Below are 25,030 nucleotides of genomic sequence, written 5' to 3' on the forward strand. Positions count from 1 at the left end.
ATTCCTACTTTAATTGTCTTTGAATTAATTCCTGAATTCCGAGTCCTCTTTCTCCTTTAGTAACCCAGTCTGCTTGGTGTTTTACTTCTGTTAAAGCATTACCTACAGCTACTCCTAATCCAGAATATTTAAGTAAATCTAAATCATTTTCCGCATCACCTACACCAATAACTTCTGATGCAGTTAAATTTAATTTATTTAAAGCTAATTCTAAGCCACTAGCTTTATTTATTCCTGTTGGTAGAATCATAATTGCTCGTTTGTTTAAAATTATTTCCAAAGATAAATTTAATTCGGCAATTGTCTCTCTAACTATCTCTTCATGAGGTTGCCAAGTAGCAACGATCGCTTCTCCTACGGCAATATTTTTAAGATCTTTTTGTTGTAACCTTTCAATTAATTTGGTTGAGGCTGGTTGACATAATAAATATGATGTTTGAGACTGAGGATGATATAAAACTGCCCCATTTTCAGCTACCACATAATCACAAATATCAATTTTTTCAAAAATCTCTTGCAAACTACTAATTCTTCTTCCAGTTACTAAAATAAATTTTCTTCCCGATTCTTTCCACCGATTAACAGCAGCTAAAGTTGCTAGATCGACTTTTCCTTCGGTGGCTAAAGTGCCGTCATAATCACTTGCGATCGCTGAATAATTCATTTTTATCAATTTGATATTAAATTAAAAATCTTTACTACAATATCGATCATAAGAGCGATTGGCTGATCGTAGTGACTGATTTATTGATGGGTGATAGTAATTAACAATTATCATCAAGATTAATTAAGCTAATTATTACTCGAAATCAAAAGACAAAAGTAAGAGAGAATTTTTTTACCAGAGCGAGGCTCTTAGCGATCGCTCCTGGGCGAGATCGCATTTTGATTACATTCTTGAGGGGCTGTCTGCGGAATTTATTTCCGCAGTTTATAAGCCCCGTCCGCTTCTGGCAAACCAACCAACTACCGCAGCGATAATAATAAAAGCTATCTGTCTCCCTTCGGGTTCGTCAGTTGCTCATGGGGGAAACCCCCAAGACCGCACTGACTCACCAGTTCTTCAATTCACCAAATTTTTCCGTGATTTCAGGGATTTTCTGAACAGCAGTTTCGACATTTTTAATTCGAGCATCAATAGCTTTGATATCACCTCTTACATCAGCAATTTCTTGTTTGAGTTCGGATTTAACCTCAGTAATTTCCTGTTTGAGTTCAGATTTAACCTCAATAATTTCCTGTTTGAGTTCGGATTTAACTGTATCAATCTTGCGATCTAATTGGTTAAAGCGATCGCTAATAAATTCTTTTAATTGTTGAAGGTCTGTATTAGATGTCGTGGTCATAGCTATAATTGAGTTAAGAATTTTAGTAAATTGAGGAAACCTAATGCTTTATTGTCAAAAGGTTTCCTTTTTTATTGTATGTCTTTGATAATAAGATTTAATTAGGAAGAGGTGATGCCGAAGCCACTGCTAGTCTTCGAGGCACGCTTACTTCGTCGCTCTTCGAGTCCTTGTCCACAAACCGCATTTTAAAAATAAAACAGTAAGATGGATAGCGATCGCGACGCAAGGAGCGAACTCCTCGCTACGCGCCTCGCTCCTGGGCGAGATCGCATTTTAAGAGATAATTTTTTACTAGAGCGACGCATTTTTAATTACATCCTTGAGGGGCTGTCTGCGGAATTTATTTCCGCAGTTTATAAGCCCCGTCCGCTTCTGGCAAACCAACCAACTACCGCAGCGATAATAATAAAAGCTATCTGTCTCCCTTCGGGTTCGTCAGTTGCTCATGGGGGAAACCCCCAAGACCGCACTGACTCACCAGTTTTTTAACTCGCCAAATTTTTCTGTAATTTCAGGGATTTTTTGAACAGAAGATTCTATATTACTCATTCTTTTGTCTATGCCTTGTAAATCAGACTCAAGTTTAATTATTCTTTTATCTAACTCATTGAACTTATCATCAATTTTTTTATCTAATTGATTAAAACCATCTTGAATAAATTCTTTAAGCTCTTGAATATCTGTATTTGATGAAGTAGTCATTGCTATAATTGAGTCAAGAATTTTAATTAATTGGGGAAACTAGCGTGCTTTGTCACAAATGAGTTTCCTTTTTTATTTTACGTCTGTGTCCAAAAAATAATTAACTACTGACTCATAAGATTGCGCAGTGCTGTGCTTTTGGAAAGATATCCCCAAGCTACGCGCCTTGCGTTTTTAATTACATCCTTGAGGAGTTGTTTTTCAATAAAAAAAGGCAAAAAGAAAAGTGAAAACTCTTCCCTTTGCACTATAGTAATTGTAAATATATAAATTATGCTTAAAGTCTAACGACCAATACCTACATAACGGAAACCAGCGTCTTGAACAGCTTGTCGGTCTAGGAAATTACGACCATCGATAATTAATGGTTGAATCATTACTTTTGCCATTTTGGTAAAGTCAAGTTTCAAAAATTCTTGCCAATCAGTAACTAAAACTAAAGCATCACAACCATCAGCTAACATTTCGGCATTGGATTCAATAATTACGCCTGATAAACCGTGACTTAGACCAGATTGGGAAACAATAGGGTCATAAGCTTTGACTTTAGCACCAAGACGATTTAATTGCTCAATTAAATTTAAAGCAGGCGCATCACGCATATCATCGGTATCGGGTTTGAAAGTTAAACCAAGTAAACCGACTGTCTTTCCTTTGAGGATTTTTAATTCGTGTTGTAATTTTTCTAAGGTTACTAAACGCTGACGTTGGTTAACAGTAACCGCAGCTTTAAGTAATTCTGCATCATAACCATAATCATCCGCAGTATGAATTAAAGCAGAAACATCTTTAGGAAAACAAGAACCACCCCAGCCTAAACCGGCTTGAAGGAATTTGCTGCCAATACGGGAATCTAAACCAATACCTTTCGCAACTTGGGTAACATCAGCACCAACGCGGTCGCAGATATTCGCAACTTCATTAATAAAACTAATTTTAGTAGCCAGGAAAGAATTAGCAGCATATTTAATCATTTCTGCTGAACTTAAATCAGTAACCACTACTGGTACGGGAGGTAAAGATTTATCTTCAGCAAAGCTGCGGTCTACCAAAGGTTGATATAATTCTTGCATCATCGCGATCGCTCGATCACTATTGCCACCGAGAACAATGCGGTCGGGATTAAAAGTATCGTAGACGGCTGAACCTTCTCTTAAAAATTCTGGATTACTGACAACATCAAAGTTACCGCCAATATTTTCTTCTAGGGTACTAATACCACCACCAGCAGTAACCAAGGCTTTTTGTCTTTCAGCAATACCATCTAGTACAATCATTCTAACCCAGTCCCCAGAACCAATCGGTACGGTAGACTTATTAACAATTACTTTATAACCACCATTGAGATGTGCGCCAATTCCTCTAGCTACTGCTTCCACATAACGAGTGTCGCTTTCTCCTGTAGGCAGAGGTGGAGTACCAACTGCAATAAATAAAATCTCACCGTGTTCTACACCTTTAGCTAAGTCAGAAGTAAATTGCAATTTACCAGCTTCAGAAGAGGATTTCATCAATTCTGATAATCCTGGTTCATAAATTGGAGATTGTCCAGCCTGCATTAATTTGACTTTTTCTTCGTTGTTATCAACACAGATGACATCATGTCCAATATGAGATAAACAAACGCCAGTCACTAAGCCAACATAGCCAGTACCAATAACACATACACGCATAAATTTAATCCTCTTCTAATCGTTAGTTCTAATGAATTTGCTAGTAAAAAATTAACTTAATTTTTGAACTTCTTTGCTCTCGATGCGATCGCGAAAGTCTTCTATAGTTAGTTTTAAGCCTTCTTGGAGGGGAATTGTCGGTTCCCAACCTAGCCAAGTTTTAGCACGAGTAATATCTGGTTGTCGCTGTTTTGGATCGTCTTGAGGAAGTGGTTTATAAACCAACTCGGCATCAGGATTGACCATAGTTTGAATAGTTTTAGCTAATTCTAAAATAGTGTATTCTCCAGGATTACCGATGTTAACTGGTCCAATATATTCGTTGTTCATCAACCGCATCAATCCTTCTACTAAGTCGGAGACATAGCAAAAACTGCGAGTTTGCGAACCATCACCATAAATTGTTAAGGGTATTCCTCGTAATGCCTGAACCACAAAATTACTAACTACACGACCATCATTTTCCAACATGCGGGGGCCGTAGGTATTAAAAATTCTTGCTACGCGAATATCAACATTATTTTGTCGATAGTAATCAAAAGCCAGAGTTTCTGCTACTCTTTTCCCTTCGTCATAGCAACTACGAATCCCAATACAATTGACATTACCACGATATTCTTCGGGTTGGGGATGTACGTCTGGATCGCCGTAAACTTCTGAAGTAGAAGCAAGTAAAAACCTTGCCTTGACTCGTTTAGCTAATCCAAGCATATTCAAAGTTCCCATGACATTAGTTTTAATTGTTTTCACGGGATTGTATTGATAATGAACTGGAGAAGCTGGACAAGCGAGGTGATAAATTTGGTCTACTTCAAGGCGAATAGGTTCAGTAATATCATGACGAATCAATTCAAAATAAGGATTATCTAGCCATTTAAGGATATTACGCTTGTGACCAGTGTAAAAATTATCAAGACAGACAACTTCATGTCCTTGTACCATCAAGCGATCGATTAAATGGGAACCGATAAAACCAGCACCACCAGTTACTAATATTCTCATCTAGCTGACTCGGAATAATTTTAAAGTCAATCTTAAACTATGTTTGATTGTTATGATGTCTAATATGACCTACTTCCAAACAAGTTCTTGTAAATTTGCTAGTCAGTTTTATCAAATTTTTGTAAAGATTTTGAAAAGTAGATGGCTAAAAACGCTATTAACACTCAAAAAGTTGATTAATTCAACTGTATATACTCGTATAGCGTAGTTCTTTGTTGATAGGGACGATTAAGAGAATTTACTGCTTGTTGTAGAGTTTCTACCGACATCGATGTGCCACCTTGCGCTCCTGCCATCGTGGTAATATGTTCTTCCATTAAAGTACCACCAATATCATTACAACCCCAAGTTAGAGCTTCAGTTGCTCCTGATAGATTAAGTTTTACCCAGCTTGGTTGATGATTGGATATCCAATTACCTAAAAAAATGCGAGCGACGGCAGTTAGGTGTAAAGTGTCTGATAAGCTTGGTTGATCTCTGCCTACTCGATGACGGAGTGGTTTGGGTGCTTCTTGTCCAACAAAAGGAAGAATAATAAATTCGGTAATTTTAGCAGGATAATTATTTTGAATCGCAGTTTTTTGTAGCGATCGCAATTTAGCTAAATGCGCTATTTGTTGTGCTGGTGTTTCAATGTGACCAGATAACATAGTACTAGTAGTAGGCATTCCTAGACGATGAGCGGTACTAATTATTTCTAACCAGGTAGCGGTATTAATTTTTTCAGGACAAATAATTTTTCTAACCGCATCATCTAAAATTTCGGCAGCAGTACCTGGCATTGAATCTACTCCAGTCTTTTGTAAAGCCAGAATTACTTCTTCGTAACTAATTCCATCTTCTCTAGCAATAAACTCTATTTCTTGTGGCGAAAAAGCATGGAGATGAAGTTGAGGAAATTGTTGTTTAATTGTTGCTACTAAATGTAAATAGTAATCCAAGGAAGTACCATTTAATTTTGCTTGGGGGTTAAGTCCTCCCTGCATACATATTTCTGTGGCATTTTTTTGCACTGCTTCGGCTGTTTTGAGCAGAATTTGCTCACTATTGAGCCAAAATGCTCCCTCTTGATCAACATCACGACGAAAGGCACAAAAACTACAATGTTGCTCACAGATGTTTGTGAAGTTAATATTGCGGTTGATCACGTAGGTTACTGTATCTCCTACTTGTTTCTGTCTAAGACTGTCTGCCGTTTGTTTAATTCGTGCAATCGCTTGTGGATTTTTTTGCTGAAGTAAGGTTAAGGCTTCGGTTTCTGATAAGTCTTCACCTCTATCTGCTTTGTCTAAAATAGCCTCGACAATTTTTAAGTTATTAGTTTGGCAAATCACTGGAAGAAATTAATGAAAATTAAGTATATTTCTTTTTCTTTAGTAATTATTGTAGTTGGTATTGTATTTTCTTTGTTTTTACAAGGACAAGTTGCTGATGGGGTTTATTTTAGTGGTGATGGTGGTTTAAAAGCTTTACTTGCACAACAGTTAGCTGAAGGAAAATTTCGATTCGATTTAATTCCTCCCCAAGAAGCTTGGATACAGAATCTTTGGCGTGATGGTTTGTATCCTTATGAAGAACCTTTTGTTTATGATGTTGATAATAAATACTATATTACTTTTCCCTACACTTTCCCTTTAGTAACCGCTCCTTTTTATGCTTTATTTGCTTATCGAGGTTTGTATTTAATTCCTTTAATATCAACTTGGATCATTTGGCTTAATTTTGATTGGGTTTGTCGTCAATGTAAGTTAAATGATTTGATTACTTCTTTGGGATTATTTGCTTTAATTTTTTCTAGTTTTTTAACAATTTATAGTGCTATGTATTGGGAGCATACTTTAGCCGTTGCTCTTTGTTTTGCTGGCATGAGTATTTTTTTGCTTAAGAGTTATCTTCAAGGCATTTCTGTCAAAAATGCTTTGATTAGTGGATGTTTAATTGGTTTGGCTGTTTGGTTTCGACCAGAATTTATTTGTGTGGTTGGCTTGTTAACTGGTTTGGTTATTTTAGCTACTATTACTGTTTTATTTAAAGAAATTAATTATTTAAGTAGAAATAAAATCTTTTTCCTTGGTAGTATGTTCCTGACGGTAGGAACTTTTTTTATTACTAATAAGTTAATTTACAATCATGCTCTTGGTATTCATGGAATTCAAGTAGTAGAAAAAGTCGCTTTACAAGACAAGTTATTGGGAGCATGGCAAAATTTTCAAGGAATAAGCTTGGCTCTATTTGATTATTTACCGCTCATTTATTTACCTTTGCTTTACTTAGCAATTTATTTATTACAAAAATGTCGTAATAATAGTTATATAAGAGTAATAATAATTAGTGTAACTGTTATTTTATTAATAACTATAACTGTCTCTTTATTGATTACGGGTCAAGTAGGGACAATTAAAAATCTTACTAAAAGTTTATTGCCTCAACTGAGTTTAGGTCTAATTAGTATATATATTTTAAAAGATATCGAAATCAAATTTAATCTTTACTTAGCAATTGCTTATTTATTCTGTTTAGGATTGATCATTGGTGTAGCTCTCCTTGTTCCTGTTGGTACTGCTGGTTTAATTGCAGGAGGGAAACAATGGGGACCAAGATTTTTAATGATTTTAGTACCAATGATTACTTTAATAACTGCGATCGCTTTAAACAATTTCCTCAATTATAGTCAAAGTTTAACCAAATATTACATCTTTGCTTTACTAGGAATTTTAATAATATGGGGAATGCATCAAAATGTTTATCAAGCTAGTTTAGCTTTACAAAAAAATAATCAAGCGACAGCACCAGCCGTTGAATTTTTACAAGAAGATAATCACAATTTTATAGCTATTTCTCATCAATTTGTTGGACAAGCTTTAGAACCTGCTATTCCGAGTAATAAAATATTTTTTAGAGTTGATAATCAAAACAATTTAATTAAATTAAGTAAAGCTTTAGCGACACAACAACAGCGAGAATTTCTCTATATTTGTTATCCAAATCGAGCTTGTGATTTACCTAAATTAAATCATGAAGATTTATCTTTTAATCAGGAAAGTAATCAATACAATCTTCAATTTGTTGCTTTAGGGAAATTTGGAAAATATCCTATTTATCAAGTGGAAATTGAGCAATAAATTCTTCTCCTTTTGGTTGAAGTATCTAAGGTAATGCTTGTGCTTATTAAAATATCACGTTCAAGCGATCGCTATTGTTGTAAGTTTCAAATAATCTTACCAATAACTTTATATTCTATGGATGAGTTATAATTCGCACTCATCCTTATGTTTTAATTAATTATTTAATAACTTACAATTTTATTTACCAAGCAGAAGGTAGATTTTGATTATTGGGTATATTTTTATCTTAATTAAAAAAAGATACTCTCCTTTGAAAATTATTTTCTACAGCAATACAAGTACCTAAAGGATATAAAATTTTTTTTCTAATAGCACGTTCTATAGAAGATTCTCTTTCTTGATGCTGAAAATCTGCCATACGATGAGTAAATAAAGTTATTGCTTCATAAATTAATTTTAAATTGTAAAGAGAATCTACTTGAGCAATTTTCACTGCTAAAAAACGAAATTGCTGACAAACATCTTTAGCTTGATCCTTAGTTAAATTATGATCTCTATAATAGTAATTAACTGCTTCTGCCATATATTGAGCGTGTTTAGCTGCATTTTGAATTTTATGTTGGGCATCTTCAATAGGAGCAAGAAATTTATCTAATAAAAGCTGTTGTACATAACAATCTCTTAATTCAGAATTAGCAATTAAATTTATCTCTGCCATTTTTTGCTCATGTCTTCTTTTATTTTCTGCATGAGCTTCTTGAATGATTGTTTGTAATAAACTAGCAATGGGAGATACAAATAAATCCATATTTTTCTTTACGAGCAACATATAATTAGATTTATTTTGCCCATTTTTATAATAGTAATTACTGTATGGGCAAATGATATTTATGCCTTTCTAAATAATAATTTTATAAACAAACCTCTTTTGTAAAAAAATGTAATAGTGATAGCGATCGCAATTAAATTATTCTTAATTATGTTACTGTAATGTTAAAAACATAATTCTATTTTTTTATGAAAGACCAATATAATTCTAATCTGCGTAAAAAAATCAAACTAACTAAACCTGAAGAACTGTATCAAATTAAAGATGAAAAAGGTCAAATTATTGATTATGAAAAAGCTCATGGGCGATCGCTTTTTAATCACTATCGTCATAATATGACAAATTATGATGAGATACTTGATGGAATTCGTCAAGAACAAGGTTATGTTAGCGGTAAACAAGAAAAAGAAGCTGTAATTGGTACTGCCGAAAAAATATTAGAACAATATAGAAATGAACACGTCAAGGTTATTCAAGATAGCCAAAAAAAAGGTACAGTTCTTAAAATGCTACTGACAAAAGCTAAGGTAAGTACAACAACTGCCTTAGCAAATCTTCTCGATCAATGGTCTGATAAAATTAAAGAAATTGGTAAACTTGAAAATAGTCAACGCTCCCTACAAATTTGGAATGATACTTATCGAGTTCAACGTGAATTAATTAAACAATTGTTGATTAAAGAAGAAGTTTCTTCAGAATTAGTTAAACAGATCAATGAAATTTATAGTACTCGCTCGGTTAATAAGGCGATAGAAAAAGGCTGTAATCTTTTTAATTTAGAAAAATCAGAAATTTTGAAACTTGTTAAATCTGCTATCAGATATGCAAAACTTTCAGAGGAAAATTAGTAATGAAAATGCAAGCTATCAAACAAGAAATTTATGAGATGACTTGTACAAAGAATACCAAACAATTAAAAAAAGAACATCCTGACCTGACCAAGGACAAAGATTTACGATATAAAATACATTGGCAGCAAATTCTTCAACAACTTAAGGTTCTACGAGAACAGAATTTAGAATTATCTTTTACTGATTTAGAAAAGTCTGCAAGAATGCTCAAAAAATCTTTATTTACTGTTGGTAAGATAGCTGGTTTAGATAACAACAAAATTGAAATTGATTGGCAACGTATTCAACTATCAGCCCAATTTTCAGATATTCATATTGAGGAGTTATAATTATAATCCCGATTACTCAGATAGAATTACTTCCTCAAGTTAGCGGTATTTACAAAGTGTTAGATGCTAACAAAAAGGTTTTGTATATTGGACAGGCAAAGAATATTTATCAACGCTGGCACAAAGGACATCACAAAATTGCTAAAATTATTGCGCTCTGTGGGACAAATGCTTATATTGAATGGGTTGAAATTCCAGAATGGTTATTAAATCGTGCTGAAAATGCAGCAATTTGTTTCTATCAACCGACTCTTAATACTAAAACTCCCCCTGTTGTTTAAATAGCAAATTTATTTTAGATACTTCATTGATCAAAAATAAATCTTGTGGTCAATTTCGTCACCAAATTTTTAAAAACTCCTCACCAAAAAAGCTTAATCCTCGATACATTAAAAGAAAAAACACTACAACCATTAACATTCGTAATGTAAGACTTGTGCAGATATATTTCCCATAAAATACTCCCTACGAACAAAGAATTAGGGAAATCGATGAGAAAATAAAAATTCTGCAATCAAAAAAGATAGGTGTTGAGTTAGGAGAATCACTAAATGTTAGAAGCATATCGCAAACACGCAGCAGAAAGAGAAGCAATGGGGATACCGCCTCTTCCCCTTAATGCCGAACAAACCTCTCAACTATGCGAACTATTAAAAAATCCGCCAGCAGCAGAAAAAGAAGAACTATTATCATTATTAAAAGATAGAGTTCCTCCTGGTGTAGATGAAGCTGCTTATGTAAAAGCTGGTTTCTTAACTGCCGTTGCCAAGGGTGAAATTAAATGTCCTCTTATTTCTCCTCAAGGTGCAGTAGATTTATTAGGCACGATGGTAGGAGGTTATAACGTTCAATCTCTAGTAAGTTTACTCAAATCTAAAGATCCTAGTATTGCTGCTGAAGCTGCTAGTGCGTTAAGTAAAACCCTATTAGTCTTTGATGCTTTTAATGATGTTTTAGAATTAGCAGATAATAATCCCTATGCTAAACAAGTAATTGATTCTTGGGCAAATGGTGAATGGTTTATTAATCGTCCTAAATTACCTGAAAGTATTACCGTAACAGTTTTTAAAGTACCAGGAGAAACCAATACTGATGACTTATCACCTGCCCCTCATGCTACCACTCGCCCTGACATTCCTCTCCATGCCTTGGCAATGTTGGAGTCAAAAATGCCTGATGGTTTAGAAACTATTGCCAAATTGAAAGAAAAAGGACATCCTGTAGCTTATGTTGGGGATGTAGTGGGAACAGGTTCTTCTCGTAAATCGGCAATTAACTCTGTTTTATGGCATATTGGTCATGATATTCCCTGTATTCCCAATAAAAAAGCTGGTGGCTATATCTTAGGTGGTAAGATTGCCCCAATCTTTTTTAATACTGCCGAAGACTCTGGGGCATTACCAATCGAATGTGATGTTTCCCAGATGAATACAGGAGATGTTATTACGATTTACCCTTACAAAGGAGAAATTACTAACGAAAACGGCGATGTTATTTCAACCTTCACTCTCAAACCCGACACTATTTTAGATGAAGTTCGTGCAGGGGGACGCATTCCCCTATTAATTGGTAGGGCATTAACTGATAAAACTCGCCATGCCTTAAGTTTAGAACCTTCTACCTTATTTGTTCGTCCCTCAATGCCCAAAGATACAGGAAAAGGTTTTACTCTCGCCCAGAAAATGGTAGGCAAAGCTTGTGGTTTACCTGGAGTTCGCCCTGGTACTTCCTGCGAACCCCATATGACTACTGTTGGTTCTCAAGATACCACAGGACCAATGACCAGAGATGAATTAAAAGAATTAGCTTGTCTTGGTTTTAGTGCAGATTTAACCTTACAAACTTTCTGTCATACGGCAGCTTATCCCAAACCAGTAGACATCAAAACCCATAAAGAATTACCTGATTTTTTCTCTACTCGTGGTGGGGTTGCCTTACGTCCTGGGGATGGTATCATTCACTCTTGGTTAAATCGAATGTTGTTACCCGATACCGTCGGTACTGGTGGTGACTCCCATACTCGTTTTCCCCTTGGTATTTCCTTCCCTGCTGGTTCTGGTTTAGTCGCGTTTGCAGCAGCTTTGGGAGTAATGCCTCTCGATATGCCTGAATCTGTGTTAGTTCGTTTCACAGGAGAATTACAACCAGGAGTTACTTTACGGGATATTGTTAATGCTATTCCTTGGGTAGCGATGCAACAAGGTAAACTTACCGTTGCCAAAGAAAACAAAATCAATGTTTTCAACGGGCGCGTCATGGAGATGGAAGGTTTACCAGATTTAAAAGTAGAACAAGCTTTTGAACTTACTGACGCTACTGCGGAACGTTCTTGTTCTGGAAGTACGATTAAACTGAGTGAGGAAACTGTAGCAGAATATCTGCGTTCTAATATTGCCCTGTTAAAAAACATGGTAGCAAGAGGCTATCAAGATGCCCGTACCCTGATGCGTCGTGTTGCCAAAATGGAACAATGGTTAGCTAACCCTCAGTTAATGTCTGCCGATGCCGATGCCGAATATGCAGATATTATCGAAGTTAACCTCAACGAAATTAAAGAACCTATCGTTGCTGCACCCAATGACCCCGATAACGTTAAGTTAATGTCAGAATGTGCAGGAGATAAGGTAGACGAAGTGTTCATCGGTTCTTGTATGACCAATATTGGACATTATCGCGCTGCTGCAAAAATCTTAGAAGGTGCAGGTACGGTTAAAGTTCGCCTGTGGATTTGCCCCCCTACTCGTATGGATGAAAAACAACTGCGAGAAGAAGGAGTTTATGGTATCTTTGCTGCTGCTGGCGCACGTACCGAAATGCCTGGATGTTCCTTATGTATGGGTAATCAAGCGCGTGTAGAAGATAATGCGACAGTCTTCTCTACTTCTACTCGTAACTTCAACAACCGTATGGGTAAAGGTGCAAGAGTTTACTTAGGTTCGGCAGAATTAGCTGCTGTGTGTGCCTTGTTGGGTAAAATTCCGACAGTGGAAGAATATATGGCAATTGTGAAAGAAAAAGTCAATCCTTTTGCTAGCGATTTGTATCGTTACCTTAATTTCGACCAAATTACAGGTTTTGAAGATGAAGGTAGGGTAATTCCTTTAGAAGAAATGCCTAAGATTGAGGATATTTTAGGAATGCCTGTTTAACCTTTTACCCTAACCCCTTTCCTCGTAGGAGAGGGGGAATTTTTTAAGGAGTTTGCTACGATTTAAATGTGAAATATCAACTCAAATTTAAACGCCAAGCTATCAAAGATTTACAAGGGTTGTCTTCTGATGTTAAAGAAAGAATATTAGCCACTATTTTGGCTATGCAAGATGATTTACAAGGGGATATCAAAAAACTCACCAACTTTACTCCAGAATATAGATTAAGAGTTGGAACATATCGAGTTTTATTTAAAATTGATGGCGAAACTTTGAGAATTTATCGAATAAAACATAGAAAAGACGCTTACAAATAATCAAAATAACGTAAATAAAATGATTGAATTACATCCCGAATTTATAACTAAAAATGGTAAAAAAGAATTTGCTGTACTTCCCTATGATGAATTTTTGAAGTTACAAGAAATCCTAGAAGATTTAGAAGATTTAAGAGACTTAAGATTAGCTGAAGACGAAGACAGAGACAGTCCTGATTATTCCTTAGAAGAAGTAAAAGTAATGTTGGACATCTCTTAATTTGGTCAAATAATATAATTTTTGCAAAAAAAATGTTAAATAATGAACAATTATCTGACACCCCAGGAATTAAAATACCAATTAAATTAAATATTTTTATAGATAATATTTTTGGATATACAAATTATAATGACAGAGAAAAGAAAATAGTACAAACAATTGTTGATAAATTTCAATCTTCAATAAACCGAGACATAAAAATAAAACAATCAAATTTAAATGAACTATCAAGACATTAATAGTTTTTTTAAAAAAAATATCAATTTGCAATCGTTTGAGCAAAAATTTCTAAAAAGTTTACAGTAACGCTATATATAGCTTGTTATAAGTGCTTTAGGTTCAATTTTGTAATCTATTCAACATATTTTTCGTACTTTTTATAAACATTCAATCCTGGAATTTCTTGAGTAAATTCTGGAGGTATTCTGTATTGCTCGGCAGTATATTCTTCTCGAATTAATTTGAGGGCATGATAAGGTTTTTGCCATTGTTTTAAAATTTTAATCAATTCTTTAAATTTTGTATAAGCATCTTGGTAACGATTAATTAAACCAATATATTGTAAAAGCGGAACATAATCTTCTGGGGCTTGATTTTCACCATAAATTCCAATAATAGGAGCTAATTTTTCAAAGACTTGATAATTCTCGATTACAAGTATCACTAATTTTTTCGGAGCTAATAAATCATATCCTTGCAATTGATTAACAAGCTCGGCAATAGTTTTGAGAATAGTAAAGTCAGCTAATTGATATTGTTTAAATAAAGCAAAAAGTTTTAGTCCAAACTCATGTTCAGAAATAATATTTACTTCTTTAAGATAGGATTGTAAAGCATCTCTTCCTTCTTCGGTATTCAGTAGAGGAATAATTTCTGCAAGTTTCTTTAGAGGAATAATTTCTGCAAGTTTCTTTTTAACCTTATCTCTAAACTTATCTTTGTCTGGTTCTTCACCAATAGTATCTAGAACAAATTGATAAAATTCTTGTTGTTTAGTACTGCGATAACGCAATTCTGTTTGTTCAACTCTAAGAAAACTATTTTTAGTTGCGATCGCAACTCTTAACAGTTCAACACTATGATGTAATTGTTGTTCTTCTTTAGTTCCTTTTTCTCCTGCTTTTTTGAATTTCAGAAACAGTAAAAATTCTTCACTACCAAATTTTTCACTATCAACTCTTTCTGCTTTTCGAGCTAAAGATAATAATTCTTTAAAAGAGCGATCGTGTAAGAAAACTGTTCCTTCAGGAACTTTAGGATTCCCAAATTTATCTTGAAACTCTTCAATAATATTTTGATTGATATTTTTGAATAAAGAAATTAAGGAATAGATAAAAGGAGAGCTAATTAATAAAAAAATACCAACTAACAATGGAATAGGGGTATTAACAGTTCTGTTTTTATCAGTTAGATCGAGATATATACCCTGAGATTGTAAAAAAGCTGTAGTCTGTTCTAAATCTTCTGGAGTTGTTTGAACAATATCATCTTCAGATATTAATTGGCGACGAGTAGCAATTAGATTGGTTTGCTCTGTGTCTTTTTCTATTAATCCTTGGTAACGATTTTGAATATTTTGATTGAGTGGTAAGGTATGGTTTTTTTTCTGAGAGTTTAATTGAGATTGTTCATCTTTTGATGTGTCTAAAGAAAATTCATGAAACTGATTAGGAAAATTAGCCAATAAATAGATTCCTAATTTTTGAGTTAAATCAGCATACTTACCTAAAAATAAGGAGGCAGCTTGAGCTTGATTAGTTTCAATGACACCTAAACTTAAGATAGAAAGAGTTGTAGCTATAGTAGTTCTTTTTAGTGATTTGGAAATCATCTCAATAAATCAATCAATATATAAATTTTTGAATACTTGAAGTTAAGTGATAGAGTGATTTGCAATTGAGTTAAGCAAATCTGATATCTTACTGATTATCAATCAAGACTTAATCAATAACTTCTAGACCTAAAGTACCCAGGTACAATTTGTAAATCACTAATTTAGATAAAGTTTTTTTAACAACAACAGAAGATTAAGCTGTTTTTCATTTAATACACTGCTTTAGAAAAGACATTTCAGTTATCAATTATCAATGATTGTCTGTTCGTTGTTCCCTATTTGCAAGTCAGAATGAAAATAGTTGTTTTCTGTTCAATGATTGTTCAGTTTGAAGAAAATCACATATGCAATGTTTTAGAACTACTTATGCTCTAACCTAACTAATGAATTATTTAAATCAAAAAGGGAAATTGTTTCAATGATTCAAGATAATCAAGCTATAAACGTAGGAAAATATTTAACCTTGGCAGACTTTTGTACCTGTAGTCAAACTTATCAAAGATATCAAGACAAAATCGTTCCTATTCCTCAAAATCCTGACAGTATTAAAGCTATTTGTGATCTAAATAAATTTATTATCGATCCAGTGATTGATTATTTTGGCAAAGCAAGATTTGAATTAACGTATGGCTTTTGTTCTGCTGATTTAAAAAAGTATCTTAATCAAAAAGACTCCAATACAGGAATTAAAAATGGACGGATCGATCCGAGTCGCGATCAACACATGGCTCATGAATTAAATACTAAAGGTAAATATTATTGTGATAGATTAGGGGCTGCTTGCGATTTTATGATTATTGATTTACCTAGTGATGAGTTGGTCGAATGGATACTTCAAACAAAACTTCCTTTTGATTCGCTTTATTTTTATGGCAAAGCAAGATCAATTCATATTAGTTATGGTTCACAGCAGAAACGCGATATTTGGACATTTACTTGTTTAGGAGTACCAACAAAAAAAGGTCTTACAGGATGGATAAAATTAGCTCAAAAAATTTAACGATAATTGCTTGTCATGGTTTGACTTGACATGGTATTATCTAAATAATGGAAAAGCTGTGGCAATCGAGCCTGTTGCTTAAAATAAGTTTTGTGGTAATTAGCAACAACTTTTCAAGGCAAAATTAAACATAAAATATAAAACTCTTATTTCTCTCCTCTGCACCTAAAACTCCTTTCAGCTTACTCTGCGATCGCTTTAACTAAAAATCACCACGTCTTGATTGATTGTTACTCCCAAACAACACAACTAATGTAAGGCAGTAAAAATAGCCACAGTTCAAAGCAAATTAACCCTGTCCTGAATTCTAAAACCTTCGTTTGATTTAAAACTCAACCTTAAGAAACAGATGAATTGAGCGTTGGATAAAATTAGCTCAAAAATTTTAACGATAATTGCTTGTCATAGTTTGACTTGACATGGTATTATCTAGATAATGGAAAAGCTGTGGCAATCGAGCCTGTTGCTTAAAATAAGTGTTGTGGTAATTAGCAACAACCTTAATGAGCTTCTTTCTAGAATTAGTGAGACCGCATCTTAAGAGAAACTACCACGTCATCAAATCAACAATTGAATATTATGGATGATGAGGAGACTCGGAGAAATTCGATCTAAAAAGTTTTAATATTAATTTTTAAAAGTAAGTAGAGACTTAAATAAGTAGCTCATTAACAATGTTAGTTAAATTTTTTTGGGAAAAATTTGGAAATTGCTCTGGCTAAATTGCCACCAAAACACAACAATTTTGCTTAGAACTACAAAATTATCAAATTTAATGCTTTATTTAATTCCTTTGTTTTCTAAGATATTTTTTAATAACGAATAAGCTTCTTGATATTTATAATGTCTCGGTTTACCTTCAATAACAATTTGATATTCATTTTTATATTGACCATGACCATGACCAGAAATCAAATGTTGATCAAATGCTTCTTCTGCTAATTGACGCACTTGTTCTTTTAATTCATCATTTGGTTCGGTTTCTGTAATCATTGTTTTTGTGTGTATATTTATATGTATTTGTTAGGCAAATTTTAATTTTGTTGTCGAAAAAGCGTCATCTACCAAAAGCAATAATCATTTATAAAATAATCTAAGTTATTTGATAGAAAAAGTACAGTTAACTATTTGTTAATAGTTGATAATTCGTCGTTAACCAATCTATATCAACTACTAAAAAAAGCCTTCAATCTTAAAAATTCATAACTAAGGGCAGAGGAATAAATACAAAAAAACTGATAGTCTCTGTAGAGGAGATATTAGAGAATCCAACAATGTTATCTAAACAAGTTGTCGAACCAATTCGTATCAACGCCAGAACCACAGATGTCTTTGATATTTTTAATATTAAACAATATGTAGGTGCAAACCCTTATTTAAATAAAGCAGCTTTAGTTTTTGACTTCGCATTTACAGAATCTGCCCAACCACTACCAATAGAAAATTATTTGACTGTTATTGGCGATCGCTATCCCCGCCTTAAAGAAATTGAATATCAATCTTATGCAGAGTTATTTGCTTCTACTGTAGCTGAAGTCAATAAATTGGAAATGGATTTACACCTAAAAAGTTGGAGTGTTAAACCCATAGAAGAAATTAATAGAATTGCGATCGAGTCTCTTCATCACCGAACAACTAAAGAAGTCGTTTATTGTGTTTGGGATTGGTTTGAGTTTATTACCCAAGGCGAAGAATTTGAGTTATCGCAACAGATTACCATCTTACAACAATTATTTCGTAACTCGGTTTACGGTGGCCCTACAGTCTATGCACTTCTACGTACAGCAAATGAAAAAAACATTCCCACTTTTTATCTTTGGGATGAAGGTTTAATGCAATATGGCTACGGGAAACAACAGGTACGTGGAATTGCTACTACCTTTGACGTTGATAGTCATTTAGATTCTGATTTTACTACCCAAAAAGATGATTGTAAAAAATTTCTGCAAGAATTAGGTTTTCCCGTTCCTAGAGGAGATGTAGTCTTTTCTTTAGCAGAAGCACAGGAAGTAGCAGAAGAAATTGGTTATCCTGTGGCGGTTAAACCCGTTGCCGGTCATAAAGGTATTGGTGTTACAGCCGACGTACAGAATGAAATAGAATTAGAAGCAGCTTATAATCGCGCTGTAGCAGGTATTCCCCGAGAAGAAAAAATTTGTATTATTGTCGAAAATAGTATTGCAGGACATGATTATCGTTTACTTTGCGTCAATGGTAGATTTGTAGCAGCTACCGAACGAAAACCAGCTTATGTAGTTGGAGATGGTTATTCAACTATTGCCGAACTGATTGAAAAAGAAAATTATTCGCCTAATCGTAGTGATACTCCTACTTCCCCGATGGGTAAAATCAAAACCGATGAAGCGATGCATCTTTATTTAGAAGAACAAGGATTAGATTTAGATAGGGTAATTGAACGCGATCGCACTGTATATTTACGCAAAGTCGCCAATCTTTCTTCGGGAGGATTTAGCCTCGATGCAACTAACAGAGTTCATCCTGATAATATTATTTTGGCGCAGGATATTGCTCAACATTTTCGTCTCACCTGTTTGGGAATTGATATTATTACTAACGATGTTGCTCGTTCATGGAAAGAAACTAGTTTTGGCATCATTGAAATTAATGCTGCACCAGGGGTTTATATGCACCTCAAACCAGCCATTGGTGAACCAGTCGATGTGACTGCCCGTATTCTTGAAACCTTTTTTGAAACAGAAAAAAATGCCCGCATTCCGATTATTACCTTTAATCGCGTCTCAATTCGTCAACTCCAAAAATTATGCGATCGCATTTTAATGTCTCATCCTGATTGGACAATTGGCGCAGTTTGTCGTGAGGGCATCTTAATTAATCGTTCCGAAAAAATCCTCAATCGTCATTACAACACCAATGTTCTTAATCTGCTACGCAACCCCAAACTAGACTTACTAATTGCTGAATATGATGAAGACGCATTGGAAGCAGAAGGAATGTTTTATCACGGTAGTAATTTAGTAGTATTGGAAGATCCTAGTGAAACAGAAATGATCCTAGGACGAGATGTTTTTTCAGATTCTACGGTAGTAATTAAACAAGGCAGAGAAATTACCATCAAACGGAAAGGGTTACTAGAACAATATGAATTAGAAGCAGAAGAACTAATCGAACAAGTTTATTTAAAAGAAATTGGCACTATTTCCTAGTCATTTTTGGTATTTCTTTCTTCAAGCTGAACTTAATTTACGACTAAAGAAAGATTATTCAAGATTTATTTTTTTTTGGGGATGGCAATTGGCAACAAAAAGATACCTCAGCAGGAAATCGTGAAAATCCCACAGGTACTATGCCTGGAGGCTAAATAAATCTTTTCCCATTTTTGTTACACCAAGAGCAAAAACTATTTAAATATTGCGATCAATAAAGTAGGAGAGTAAGCTATTCTCCTGCTTATTTTTTTAGCTAAAAATTTATAGCCTTATGTTATGTGTATTAAAACATCATATGTAACGTAGGAGGTATTGACCAATCTTCCTTACCTGGTTGTTGTATTCTGGGATATTAAGTGAGAATTTTTTGAGTAACTTCTAGTAATTTTCGGCTGATTAAGGTATGAATATCTTGTAAACAGCAAACTTCATTTTTAAATTAAAAGTTTATAGCCACAGTTAATTATCATCAATCTAATTAAGCTAATGAACAGCCAAAAAAAAATAATTACTCAATTAGATGTCCAAATCTTCAGCCACATCTACAAGATTTTCTTTAAAGGAATAATTATCTTAGCTAGCTTGAGTTTAATCAACCTTGAAGCAAAGGCATCTTCTCCTGAAGCTTGGGAAAAACATCAACAAGAAGTAATTTCTAAATGTTTTCAAGCCAGTAAACTTCGTAACCCCCAGCCTGTTGGCAAAATCATTCTTTTTAGTGATGAAGTAGGTTATGATGCTCTATCTATAAAAGGTCACTATCAACAACCTCACATGAACAACCAAAAAACTCAAGTACTTTGTTTATTCAACCGCAGAACTCGTAAAGCTTATATTGGTGAGAAATAGATATTTAATATTTTAAAGAAAAAACTTAATTTTGCTTCATGATCGAAATAGGTTAGTCTCATTAAGCGTGAAGGCTTATCAAAAAGCTACCTTTAAAAGAAGTGCAGATGGGAGAAATACAGTCAGCAGCCGTTCTCACTGTAGATACGATCTTTACCTGGCAACCAAATGGGTATAGTATCGACTGTCAATGTCGTCTGAGAATTTATAAGCTTTCTTTTGATACAGCTATAGTAATTGCCTCTCAACTTCCAGAAGATTCGAGTATAGCATTGAACGGGATGATGCTACAGCTAATTCACTTGGTTTGTTATCGTTTTGGTCTTGCTCCTAACAAAACTATGTGGATTGAACATGATCCAGGATGGCATCCAAATAAGCAGGAAAAATATTACGAAGTCATTTTGGTTTGGAATGAAGCTAGTTGGCACAAAAGCAGTAAGCATAAAATTGAACAGTTGCTTGGACAACCATTGTAAAGAGATGAATAATATCAAGCAATTACACTTTTTCAAGAAAATTTAGCAAATAGCGCTTGATTTACTCTCAATAAATCATCATTAGCTTGGTTCAGCTTTTTTAGCTTCATCAAAATTCCTGGGTAGAAACCCCGTCCTTCTAGGACGGCTTTACATTAAACGTGTTAAAATGTGAGGCATGACTGAACGTGCCTACAAGTTTCGCTTTTACCCAACACTATCGCAAGAAAATCTCTTGCGACGGACAATGGGTTGTGTGCGTTTGGTCTACAACAAAGCTTTGGCTGCAAGAACAATCGCTTGGTATGAAAAACAAACAAGAATTGATTACAAACAAACTTCTAGTTTGTTGACCAGTTGGAAGAAAACCGAAGAACTTGATTTTCTCAATGAGGTTAGCTGCGTACCTTTGCAGCAATGCTTGAGGCATTTGCAAAAAGCCTTTTCTAACTTTTGGGGCAAAAGAGCTAAATATCCTCGTTTTAAGAAAAAACGTAATGGTGGTTCGGCAGAATTTACCAAGTCGGCTTTTAAGTACCGAGATGGTAAAGTTTGGCTGGCTAAGTGCAGCGAACCATTGAATATCGTTTGGTCGAGGTATCTTCCACAAGGATGCGAACCATCGACTGTTACTGTTAAACTCGAACCTTCTGGTAGATGGTTCGTTTCTTTGTTGGTTGATGATTATACCGTAGAAGTACTTCCACCAACTGAGCAAAAGATTGGATTGGATGTTGGTGTTTCTAGTCTGCTTAGTACCAGTGATGGTGACAAGATAGCTAATCCCAAGCATTTTAATCGGCTGTATCAGAAGCTTGCGTGCGCACAAAAGGAACTGAGTCGGAAAACCAAAGGCTCTAGTAACCGAGAGCGCGCGCGACTTAAAGTAGCCAGAATACACGCCAAAATTAAAGATGCTCGTACCGATTTTCTGCACAAATTGACTACTCGCTTGGTTCGCTTGTATAGCTTGATTGCTATTGAAGACTTGGCGGTGAGCAACATGGTTAAGAATCGCAAGCTGGCTCGTTCTCTTAGCGATGCTGCCATCTGTCAAATGTTTCGTCAACTTGAATATAAATGTGAGTGGTACGGGCGAAAATTGGTCAAGATTGACCGCTTTTTTCCTAGCTCTAAACGATGTCACCATTGCGGTTTTGTAATGGATAAGTTGCCTTTGAATATTCGCAGTTGGGATTGCCCTAGCTGTAAGACAACAGGCATTGATAGAGACATCAACGCTGGAAAAAATATACTCGCTGCGGGACTCGCAGTGATTGTCTGTGGAGCGGACATAAGACCCGATAACCATAGTGTTAAAGGAGCGAGTGCGGTCTTGGGGGTTTCCCCCATGAGCAACTCGCGTAGGCAGTTGCGAAAAACCGCGCACAGCGGAAGGAAACAGAAACCTAAGTCGTGAGTCTTAGGAATCACCGCCCTAGAAGTGCGGTGAGGATGTCAATGTTATAGCAGTACAAAGAAAGATTAGGACATCATTATAAATCGTAGGGGCGATTCATGAAGCGGAGGGGCTGTGTGTGGGGTCTGAAGTTGGCGAGGCAACTTCGCCAACCACTCCTTACAGGGTTTTTTGTCCTAACATATTTGCGTAGTCTGATAGTTGTTTTGTTATCAAGCTTGTTAATCTACTGAAAAAAATTTTTCTAAACCTCTGCATAAAAAAATCATTACCAACATACTTAGTAATTGAAAGCAAAAATCAAACAAAATTACTTTAAAGGTCTAGAACAATGAAAAAAGCTGCACTAATCATCTCCACTCTCGCTTTAGCTCTTTCTCCCGTAGCTGCCTTTGCCGGGCAAGCACAAAGCAATGTTCAAGCTGGTTCTAATACTGCTGTCACTCATGGTATTGGTAATGTTACTAATCAAGCTGTTTCCAACGATTTAACTCAAACTCAATTAGGTTTAGATGGTTACAGTATCGATCCTCAAATTCAACAATCCGTACAAGCTGGACAAAACCAAAGTGCTACTTCAGGTATCGGCAACGTGACTAACCAAGGTGTTTACAACAGTGCTGATCAATTCCAAACTGATATTAATGTTCCTGTTTATCCTTACTAAATAAAAAAATAAAAAGTTGGGTCTTAGTAATCTTTAACCCAACCTTTATTTATTTGTAACTAATTTTGTTGATTGAAAATTGAGCTTATCTGTGACTAGCTACCTCGATGGTTGGTGCAGATAAAGACATCATTGAATACTGATTAGTTGGAGAAATAGACGCTTCTTTTACTAAGCTAGGTACAGAATTACGCAGTAATGCGGTTAATTGATGAGTAGTAGAGTCATAAATTTGAGTGACTATTTTGGGATACAAACCAATACCAATAATGGGTACTAACAGACAAGCAATAATAAATACTTCTCTAGGTTCAGCATCAATTAACTTGGTATGGGAGACTAACTCTTTGTTTTCTGGCCCGTAAAGCATTTCTCGCAACATGGAAAGGAGATAAATAGGTGTTAGGATTACGCCTACTGCTGCTAAGAAAACAATAATTACTTTGAAAGTAGAATTGTAAGCATCACTGGTAGCAAAACCAACAAAAACCATCAATTCTGCAACAAAACCACTCATTCCAGGTAATGCTAGAGAAGCTAAAGAACAAGTAGTCCACATGGCAAAGATTTTTTTCATCTTCTGTCCGACACCACCCATTTCATCTAGCATCAGGGTATGGGTACGGTCATAAGTAGCTCCTACCATAAAGAATAAGCTTGCCCCAATCAAACCGTGAGAAATCATTTGTAGCATTGCCCCACTGACACCCAAATCGGTAAAAGAGGCGATCCCAATTAAAACAAAACCCATGTGGGAAATCGAAGAATAAGCAATCTTGCGTTTCAAATTTCTTTGGGCAAAGGAAGTTAAGGCTGCATAAATGATATTAACTACACCCAAAATGACTAACACAGGGGCAAAAATGGCATGGGCATCGGGTAGCATTCCAGCATTCATCCGTAGCAAGGCATAACCACCCATCTTTAACAAGATACCAGCCAGTAACATATGAGCGGGTGCAGTTGCTTCACCGTGGGCATCAGGTAACCAAGTATGCAGAGGAAAAATAGGCAATTTGACACCATAGGCAATCAAAAAGCCAGCATACAAGAATAATTGCAGATTAAGAGCATAATCCTTAGCTGCGATCGCACTCATGTCGAAGGTGACAGTATCACCATAAAATGCCATGGTTAAACCTGCAACCAGAATAAATAGAGAACCTCCTGCGGTATAGAGGATAAATTTGGTCGCAGCGTAAAGACGTTTTTTCCCACCCCAAATGGAGAGAATTAGATAAACCGGAACTAGTTCTAATTCCCAGGCGAGGAAAAACAACAACATATCTTGTACGGCAAACACGGCTATTTGTCCGCCATACATTGCCAGCATCAAAAAATAAAATAATTTCGGTTTAAAAGTTACTGGCCAAGCTGCCATAATAGCCAAAGTGGTAATAAAGCCAGTCAGAAGAATCAGAGGCATAGACAACCCATCTGCCCCGAGTGACCACTTTAAATCTAATTGTGGTATCCAAGAGTAACTTTCTACTAGTTGTAAATTGGGGTTACTCAAGTCATAACCAGTGTAAAAGGCGTAGGTAATTACAGCAAAATCAATTAACCCGATAATTAGGGCATACCATCGTACAGTTTTGCCATCTTTATCAGGAATAAAAGGAATCGCAAACGAGGCGACGATAGGAAAAAGAATGATTGTCGTTAACCAAGGAAAATTTGCCATATTTTAGGAGAGCGAGAAATTGGTTTGGTAATTTTACTTATTAAGTCTTTTCCTTTTTCATGATCTAAGGTATTTCCAGTAACTTGGCTCATTCTTAACAAATTGTTTAGAGCATAAAGATCAATATCACCGAAGCGTAAAACTATTGCAGGCAGATCGGGAGCGAAATTGCATATGAATTACCATATATGTCTTAAATGTGTGTCTTTATTAACCCAAGATTTTACTCGCATTGCTGAACTAAATGCTCAATATGCAGACTTGCCAGGAGATTTTGCCGATTTAAGTTTAATTGCCATTTCAGAACGTTTAAATATTAGCGCGATCGCAACTTTAGATAGTGATTTTGATATCTATCGACGTTATCGTAAACAACCATTTGAGAGAATTTTTCTACCTGAATAGAATGATAAAGCGATCGCC

General features: G+C 35.1%; 25 protein-coding genes and 1 pseudogene. 16 read left to right on the forward strand and 10 right to left on the reverse strand.

Annotated features, from left to right (window positions below; genetic code table 11):
* Window positions 1-4: 4 nt before the first annotated feature.
* Both STA7437_RS13845 and STA7437_RS13850 read right to left on the reverse strand, forming a co-directional pair.
* Window positions 5-664 (reverse strand): HAD family hydrolase, encoded by a 660-nt coding sequence (locus STA7437_RS13845; protein WP_015194013.1) that lies wholly within the window; start codon window positions 662-664, stop codon window positions 5-7.
* 388 nt (window positions 665-1,052) lie between these two features.
* Complete coding sequence (locus STA7437_RS13850; protein ID WP_015194014.1) at window positions 1,053-1,346, reverse strand: DUF1664 domain-containing protein; 294 nt, start codon at window positions 1,344-1,346, stop codon at window positions 1,053-1,055.
* Window positions 1,347-1,553: 207 nt separating this feature from the next.
* Here STA7437_RS13850 and STA7437_RS27120 point away from each other — a divergent pair, with 207 nt between their 5' ends.
* Window positions 1,554-1,838: a hypothetical protein gene (locus STA7437_RS27120; protein ID WP_015194015.1), complete on the forward strand. Its 285-nt coding sequence runs from the start codon at window positions 1,554-1,556 to the stop codon at window positions 1,836-1,838.
* Here the strand turns inward: STA7437_RS27120 and STA7437_RS13860 are convergent.
* The 4 genes from STA7437_RS13860 to cofH form a co-directional block, all read right to left on the reverse strand.
* A complete protein-coding gene (locus STA7437_RS13860) occupies window positions 1,824-2,051 on the reverse strand; it encodes a hypothetical protein (RefSeq protein ID WP_015194016.1) in 228 nt (75 codons plus the stop codon). The two genes, STA7437_RS27120 and STA7437_RS13860, sit on opposite strands and share 15 nt — an antisense overlap.
* 284 nt (window positions 2,052-2,335) lie before the next feature.
* On the reverse strand, window positions 2,336-3,724 hold the full coding sequence (locus STA7437_RS13865; RefSeq protein ID WP_015194017.1) for a UDP-glucose dehydrogenase family protein: 1,389 nt from the start codon (window positions 3,722-3,724) through the stop codon (window positions 2,336-2,338).
* Window positions 3,725-3,775: 51 nt separating this feature from the next.
* A complete protein-coding gene (locus STA7437_RS13870; RefSeq protein ID WP_015194018.1) occupies window positions 3,776-4,726 on the reverse strand; it encodes a UDP-glucuronic acid decarboxylase family protein in 951 nt (316 codons plus the stop codon).
* A gap of 176 nt (window positions 4,727-4,902) precedes the next feature.
* Window positions 4,903-6,060, reverse strand: a complete 1,158-nt coding sequence (cofH, locus tag STA7437_RS13875; protein ID WP_015194019.1) for a 7,8-didemethyl-8-hydroxy-5-deazariboflavin synthase subunit CofH — start codon at window positions 6,058-6,060, stop codon at window positions 4,903-4,905.
* Between the two features lie 12 nt (window positions 6,061-6,072).
* Here cofH and STA7437_RS13880 point away from each other — a divergent pair, with 12 nt between their 5' ends.
* Window positions 6,073-7,848 carry an LA_3751/LA_3752 family putative glycosyltransferase gene (locus STA7437_RS13880; RefSeq protein ID WP_015194020.1) on the forward strand — a complete coding sequence of 592 codons (1,776 nt, stop codon included), beginning with the start codon at window positions 6,073-6,075 and terminating at the stop codon, window positions 7,846-7,848.
* 229 nt (window positions 7,849-8,077) lie between these two features.
* On the opposite strand, the gene STA7437_RS13885 is transcribed toward STA7437_RS13880, so the two are convergent.
* Window positions 8,078-8,599 carry a hypothetical protein gene (locus STA7437_RS13885; protein ID WP_015194021.1) on the reverse strand — a complete coding sequence of 174 codons (522 nt, stop codon included), beginning with the start codon at window positions 8,597-8,599 and terminating at the stop codon, window positions 8,078-8,080.
* 209 nt (window positions 8,600-8,808) lie between these two features.
* Here STA7437_RS13885 and STA7437_RS13890 point away from each other — a divergent pair, with 209 nt between their 5' ends.
* From STA7437_RS13890 to STA7437_RS13920, 7 genes are all read left to right on the forward strand, one after another.
* Window positions 8,809-9,468: a hypothetical protein gene (locus STA7437_RS13890; protein WP_015194022.1), complete on the forward strand. Its 660-nt coding sequence runs from the start codon at window positions 8,809-8,811 to the stop codon at window positions 9,466-9,468.
* A gap of 2 nt (window positions 9,469-9,470) precedes the next feature.
* Window positions 9,471-9,800 (forward strand): hypothetical protein, encoded by a 330-nt coding sequence (locus tag STA7437_RS13895; RefSeq protein ID WP_015194023.1) that lies wholly within the window; start codon window positions 9,471-9,473, stop codon window positions 9,798-9,800.
* 56 nt (window positions 9,801-9,856) lie between these two features.
* On the forward strand, window positions 9,857-10,081 hold the full coding sequence (locus tag STA7437_RS13900; RefSeq protein ID WP_015194024.1) for a GIY-YIG nuclease family protein: 225 nt from the start codon (window positions 9,857-9,859) through the stop codon (window positions 10,079-10,081).
* A 270-nt stretch (window positions 10,082-10,351) separates the two neighbouring features.
* Complete coding sequence (gene acnB / locus STA7437_RS13905) at window positions 10,352-12,949, forward strand: bifunctional aconitate hydratase 2/2-methylisocitrate dehydratase (RefSeq protein ID WP_015194025.1); 2,598 nt, start codon at window positions 10,352-10,354, stop codon at window positions 12,947-12,949.
* 68 nt (window positions 12,950-13,017) lie between these two features.
* The gene (locus STA7437_RS13910) at window positions 13,018-13,266 is read left to right on the forward strand and encodes a type II toxin-antitoxin system RelE family toxin (protein ID WP_015194026.1); all 249 of its coding nucleotides are present in this window, start codon (window positions 13,018-13,020) and stop codon (window positions 13,264-13,266) included.
* A gap of 19 nt (window positions 13,267-13,285) precedes the next feature.
* Entirely contained in the window at window positions 13,286-13,486 is a 201-nt protein-coding gene (locus STA7437_RS13915) for a type II toxin-antitoxin system Phd/YefM family antitoxin (protein WP_015194027.1), read from the forward strand.
* Between the two features lie 32 nt (window positions 13,487-13,518).
* A complete protein-coding gene (locus STA7437_RS13920; protein ID WP_015194028.1) occupies window positions 13,519-13,725 on the forward strand; it encodes a hypothetical protein in 207 nt (68 codons plus the stop codon).
* A gap of 113 nt (window positions 13,726-13,838) precedes the next feature.
* Here STA7437_RS13920 and STA7437_RS26605 read toward each other — a convergent pair whose 3' ends face one another.
* Entirely contained in the window at window positions 13,839-15,317 is a 1,479-nt protein-coding gene (locus tag STA7437_RS26605; RefSeq protein ID WP_015194029.1) for a hypothetical protein, read from the reverse strand.
* Window positions 15,318-15,738: 421 nt separating this feature from the next.
* Between STA7437_RS26605 and STA7437_RS13930 the strand changes: the two genes are divergently transcribed.
* Window positions 15,739-16,320 carry a hypothetical protein gene (locus tag STA7437_RS13930; RefSeq protein ID WP_015194030.1) on the forward strand — a complete coding sequence of 194 codons (582 nt, stop codon included), beginning with the start codon at window positions 15,739-15,741 and terminating at the stop codon, window positions 16,318-16,320.
* Window positions 16,321-17,100: 780 nt separating this feature from the next.
* Here the strand turns inward: STA7437_RS13930 and STA7437_RS13935 are convergent.
* Complete coding sequence (locus tag STA7437_RS13935) at window positions 17,101-17,313, reverse strand: hypothetical protein (RefSeq protein ID WP_015194031.1); 213 nt, start codon at window positions 17,311-17,313, stop codon at window positions 17,101-17,103.
* A 281-nt stretch (window positions 17,314-17,594) separates the two neighbouring features.
* Here STA7437_RS13935 and STA7437_RS13940 point away from each other — a divergent pair, with 281 nt between their 5' ends.
* The 5 genes from STA7437_RS13940 to STA7437_RS13960 all read left to right on the forward strand — a co-directional run bounded on the left by STA7437_RS13940 (window position 17,595) and on the right by STA7437_RS13960 (window position 22,923).
* Window positions 17,595-19,505 (forward strand): ATP-binding protein, encoded by a 1,911-nt coding sequence (locus STA7437_RS13940; protein ID WP_015194032.1) that lies wholly within the window; start codon window positions 17,595-17,597, stop codon window positions 19,503-19,505.
* Window positions 19,506-19,994: 489 nt separating this feature from the next.
* Window positions 19,995-20,357 carry a hypothetical protein gene (locus tag STA7437_RS13945; RefSeq protein WP_015194033.1) on the forward strand — a complete coding sequence of 121 codons (363 nt, stop codon included), beginning with the start codon at window positions 19,995-19,997 and terminating at the stop codon, window positions 20,355-20,357.
* 107 nt (window positions 20,358-20,464) lie between these two features.
* Window positions 20,465-20,836: a hypothetical protein gene (locus tag STA7437_RS13950; protein ID WP_015194034.1), complete on the forward strand. Its 372-nt coding sequence runs from the start codon at window positions 20,465-20,467 to the stop codon at window positions 20,834-20,836.
* A gap of 178 nt (window positions 20,837-21,014) precedes the next feature.
* The gene (locus STA7437_RS13955) at window positions 21,015-22,256 is read left to right on the forward strand and encodes an RNA-guided endonuclease InsQ/TnpB family protein (RefSeq protein ID WP_015192706.1); all 1,242 of its coding nucleotides are present in this window, start codon (window positions 21,015-21,017) and stop codon (window positions 22,254-22,256) included.
* A gap of 331 nt (window positions 22,257-22,587) precedes the next feature.
* On the forward strand, window positions 22,588-22,923 hold the full coding sequence (locus STA7437_RS13960; protein ID WP_015194035.1) for a hypothetical protein: 336 nt from the start codon (window positions 22,588-22,590) through the stop codon (window positions 22,921-22,923).
* Window positions 22,924-23,008: 85 nt separating this feature from the next.
* On the opposite strand, the gene ndhD1 is transcribed toward STA7437_RS13960, so the two are convergent.
* The gene (ndhD1, locus tag STA7437_RS13965) at window positions 23,009-24,607 is read right to left on the reverse strand and encodes a photosynthetic/respiratory NAD(P)H-quinone oxidoreductase subunit D1 (RefSeq protein ID WP_015194036.1); all 1,599 of its coding nucleotides are present in this window, start codon (window positions 24,605-24,607) and stop codon (window positions 23,009-23,011) included.
* A 195-nt stretch (window positions 24,608-24,802) separates the two neighbouring features.
* On the opposite strand from ndhD1, the pseudogene STA7437_RS13970 reads away from it, so the two are divergent.
* Window positions 24,803-25,012: pseudogene (locus STA7437_RS13970) on the forward strand (VapC toxin family PIN domain ribonuclease); the annotation flags it as partial.
* Between the last annotated feature and the right edge of the window lie 18 nt (window positions 25,013-25,030).

Source organism: Stanieria cyanosphaera PCC 7437, from assembly GCF_000317575.1.
In the GTDB taxonomy this organism is placed as follows: Bacteria; Cyanobacteriota; Cyanobacteriia; order Cyanobacteriales; family Xenococcaceae; genus Stanieria; species Stanieria cyanosphaera.

What these genes read in the sequence shown, in the direction of transcription:
- STA7437_RS13845 (WP_015194013.1), bottom strand. Translation starts at nt 664, where the DNA reads ATGAATTATTCAGCGATCGCAAGTGATTATGACGGCACTTTAGCCACC.
- STA7437_RS13850 (WP_015194014.1), bottom strand. Translation starts at nt 1,346, where the DNA reads ATGACCACGACATCTAATACAGACCTTCAACAATTAAAAGAATTTATT.
- STA7437_RS27120 (WP_015194015.1), top strand. Translation starts at nt 1,554, where the DNA reads ATGGATAGCGATCGCGACGCAAGGAGCGAACTCCTCGCTACGCGCCTC.
- STA7437_RS13860 (WP_015194016.1), bottom strand. Translation starts at nt 2,051, where the DNA reads ATGACTACTTCATCAAATACAGATATTCAAGAGCTTAAAGAATTTATT.
- STA7437_RS13865 (WP_015194017.1), bottom strand. Translation starts at nt 3,724, where the DNA reads ATGCGTGTATGTGTTATTGGTACTGGCTATGTTGGCTTAGTGACTGGC.
- STA7437_RS13870 (WP_015194018.1), bottom strand. Translation starts at nt 4,726, where the DNA reads ATGAGAATATTAGTAACTGGTGGTGCTGGTTTTATCGGTTCCCATTTA.
- STA7437_RS13880 (WP_015194020.1), top strand. Translation starts at nt 6,073, where the DNA reads ATGAAAATTAAGTATATTTCTTTTTCTTTAGTAATTATTGTAGTTGGT.
- STA7437_RS13885 (WP_015194021.1), bottom strand. Translation starts at nt 8,599, where the DNA reads ATGGATTTATTTGTATCTCCCATTGCTAGTTTATTACAAACAATCATT.
- STA7437_RS13890 (WP_015194022.1), top strand. Translation starts at nt 8,809, where the DNA reads ATGAAAGACCAATATAATTCTAATCTGCGTAAAAAAATCAAACTAACT.
- STA7437_RS13895 (WP_015194023.1), top strand. Translation starts at nt 9,471, where the DNA reads ATGAAAATGCAAGCTATCAAACAAGAAATTTATGAGATGACTTGTACA.
- acnB (WP_015194025.1), top strand. Translation starts at nt 10,352, where the DNA reads ATGTTAGAAGCATATCGCAAACACGCAGCAGAAAGAGAAGCAATGGGG.
- STA7437_RS13915 (WP_015194027.1), top strand. Translation starts at nt 13,286, where the DNA reads ATGATTGAATTACATCCCGAATTTATAACTAAAAATGGTAAAAAAGAA.
- STA7437_RS13920 (WP_015194028.1), top strand. Translation starts at nt 13,519, where the DNA reads ATGTTAAATAATGAACAATTATCTGACACCCCAGGAATTAAAATACCA.
- STA7437_RS26605 (WP_015194029.1), bottom strand. Translation starts at nt 15,317, where the DNA reads ATGATTTCCAAATCACTAAAAAGAACTACTATAGCTACAACTCTTTCT.
- STA7437_RS13930 (WP_015194030.1), top strand. Translation starts at nt 15,739, where the DNA reads ATGATTCAAGATAATCAAGCTATAAACGTAGGAAAATATTTAACCTTG.
- STA7437_RS13935 (WP_015194031.1), bottom strand. Translation starts at nt 17,313, where the DNA reads ATGATTACAGAAACCGAACCAAATGATGAATTAAAAGAACAAGTGCGT.
- STA7437_RS13940 (WP_015194032.1), top strand. Translation starts at nt 17,595, where the DNA reads ATGTTATCTAAACAAGTTGTCGAACCAATTCGTATCAACGCCAGAACC.
- STA7437_RS13945 (WP_015194033.1), top strand. Translation starts at nt 19,995, where the DNA reads ATGAACAGCCAAAAAAAAATAATTACTCAATTAGATGTCCAAATCTTC.
- STA7437_RS13950 (WP_015194034.1), top strand. Translation starts at nt 20,465, where the DNA reads ATGGGAGAAATACAGTCAGCAGCCGTTCTCACTGTAGATACGATCTTT.
- STA7437_RS13955 (WP_015192706.1), top strand. Translation starts at nt 21,015, where the DNA reads ATGACTGAACGTGCCTACAAGTTTCGCTTTTACCCAACACTATCGCAA.
- STA7437_RS13960 (WP_015194035.1), top strand. Translation starts at nt 22,588, where the DNA reads ATGAAAAAAGCTGCACTAATCATCTCCACTCTCGCTTTAGCTCTTTCT.
- ndhD1 (WP_015194036.1), bottom strand. Translation starts at nt 24,607, where the DNA reads ATGGCAAATTTTCCTTGGTTAACGACAATCATTCTTTTTCCTATCGTC.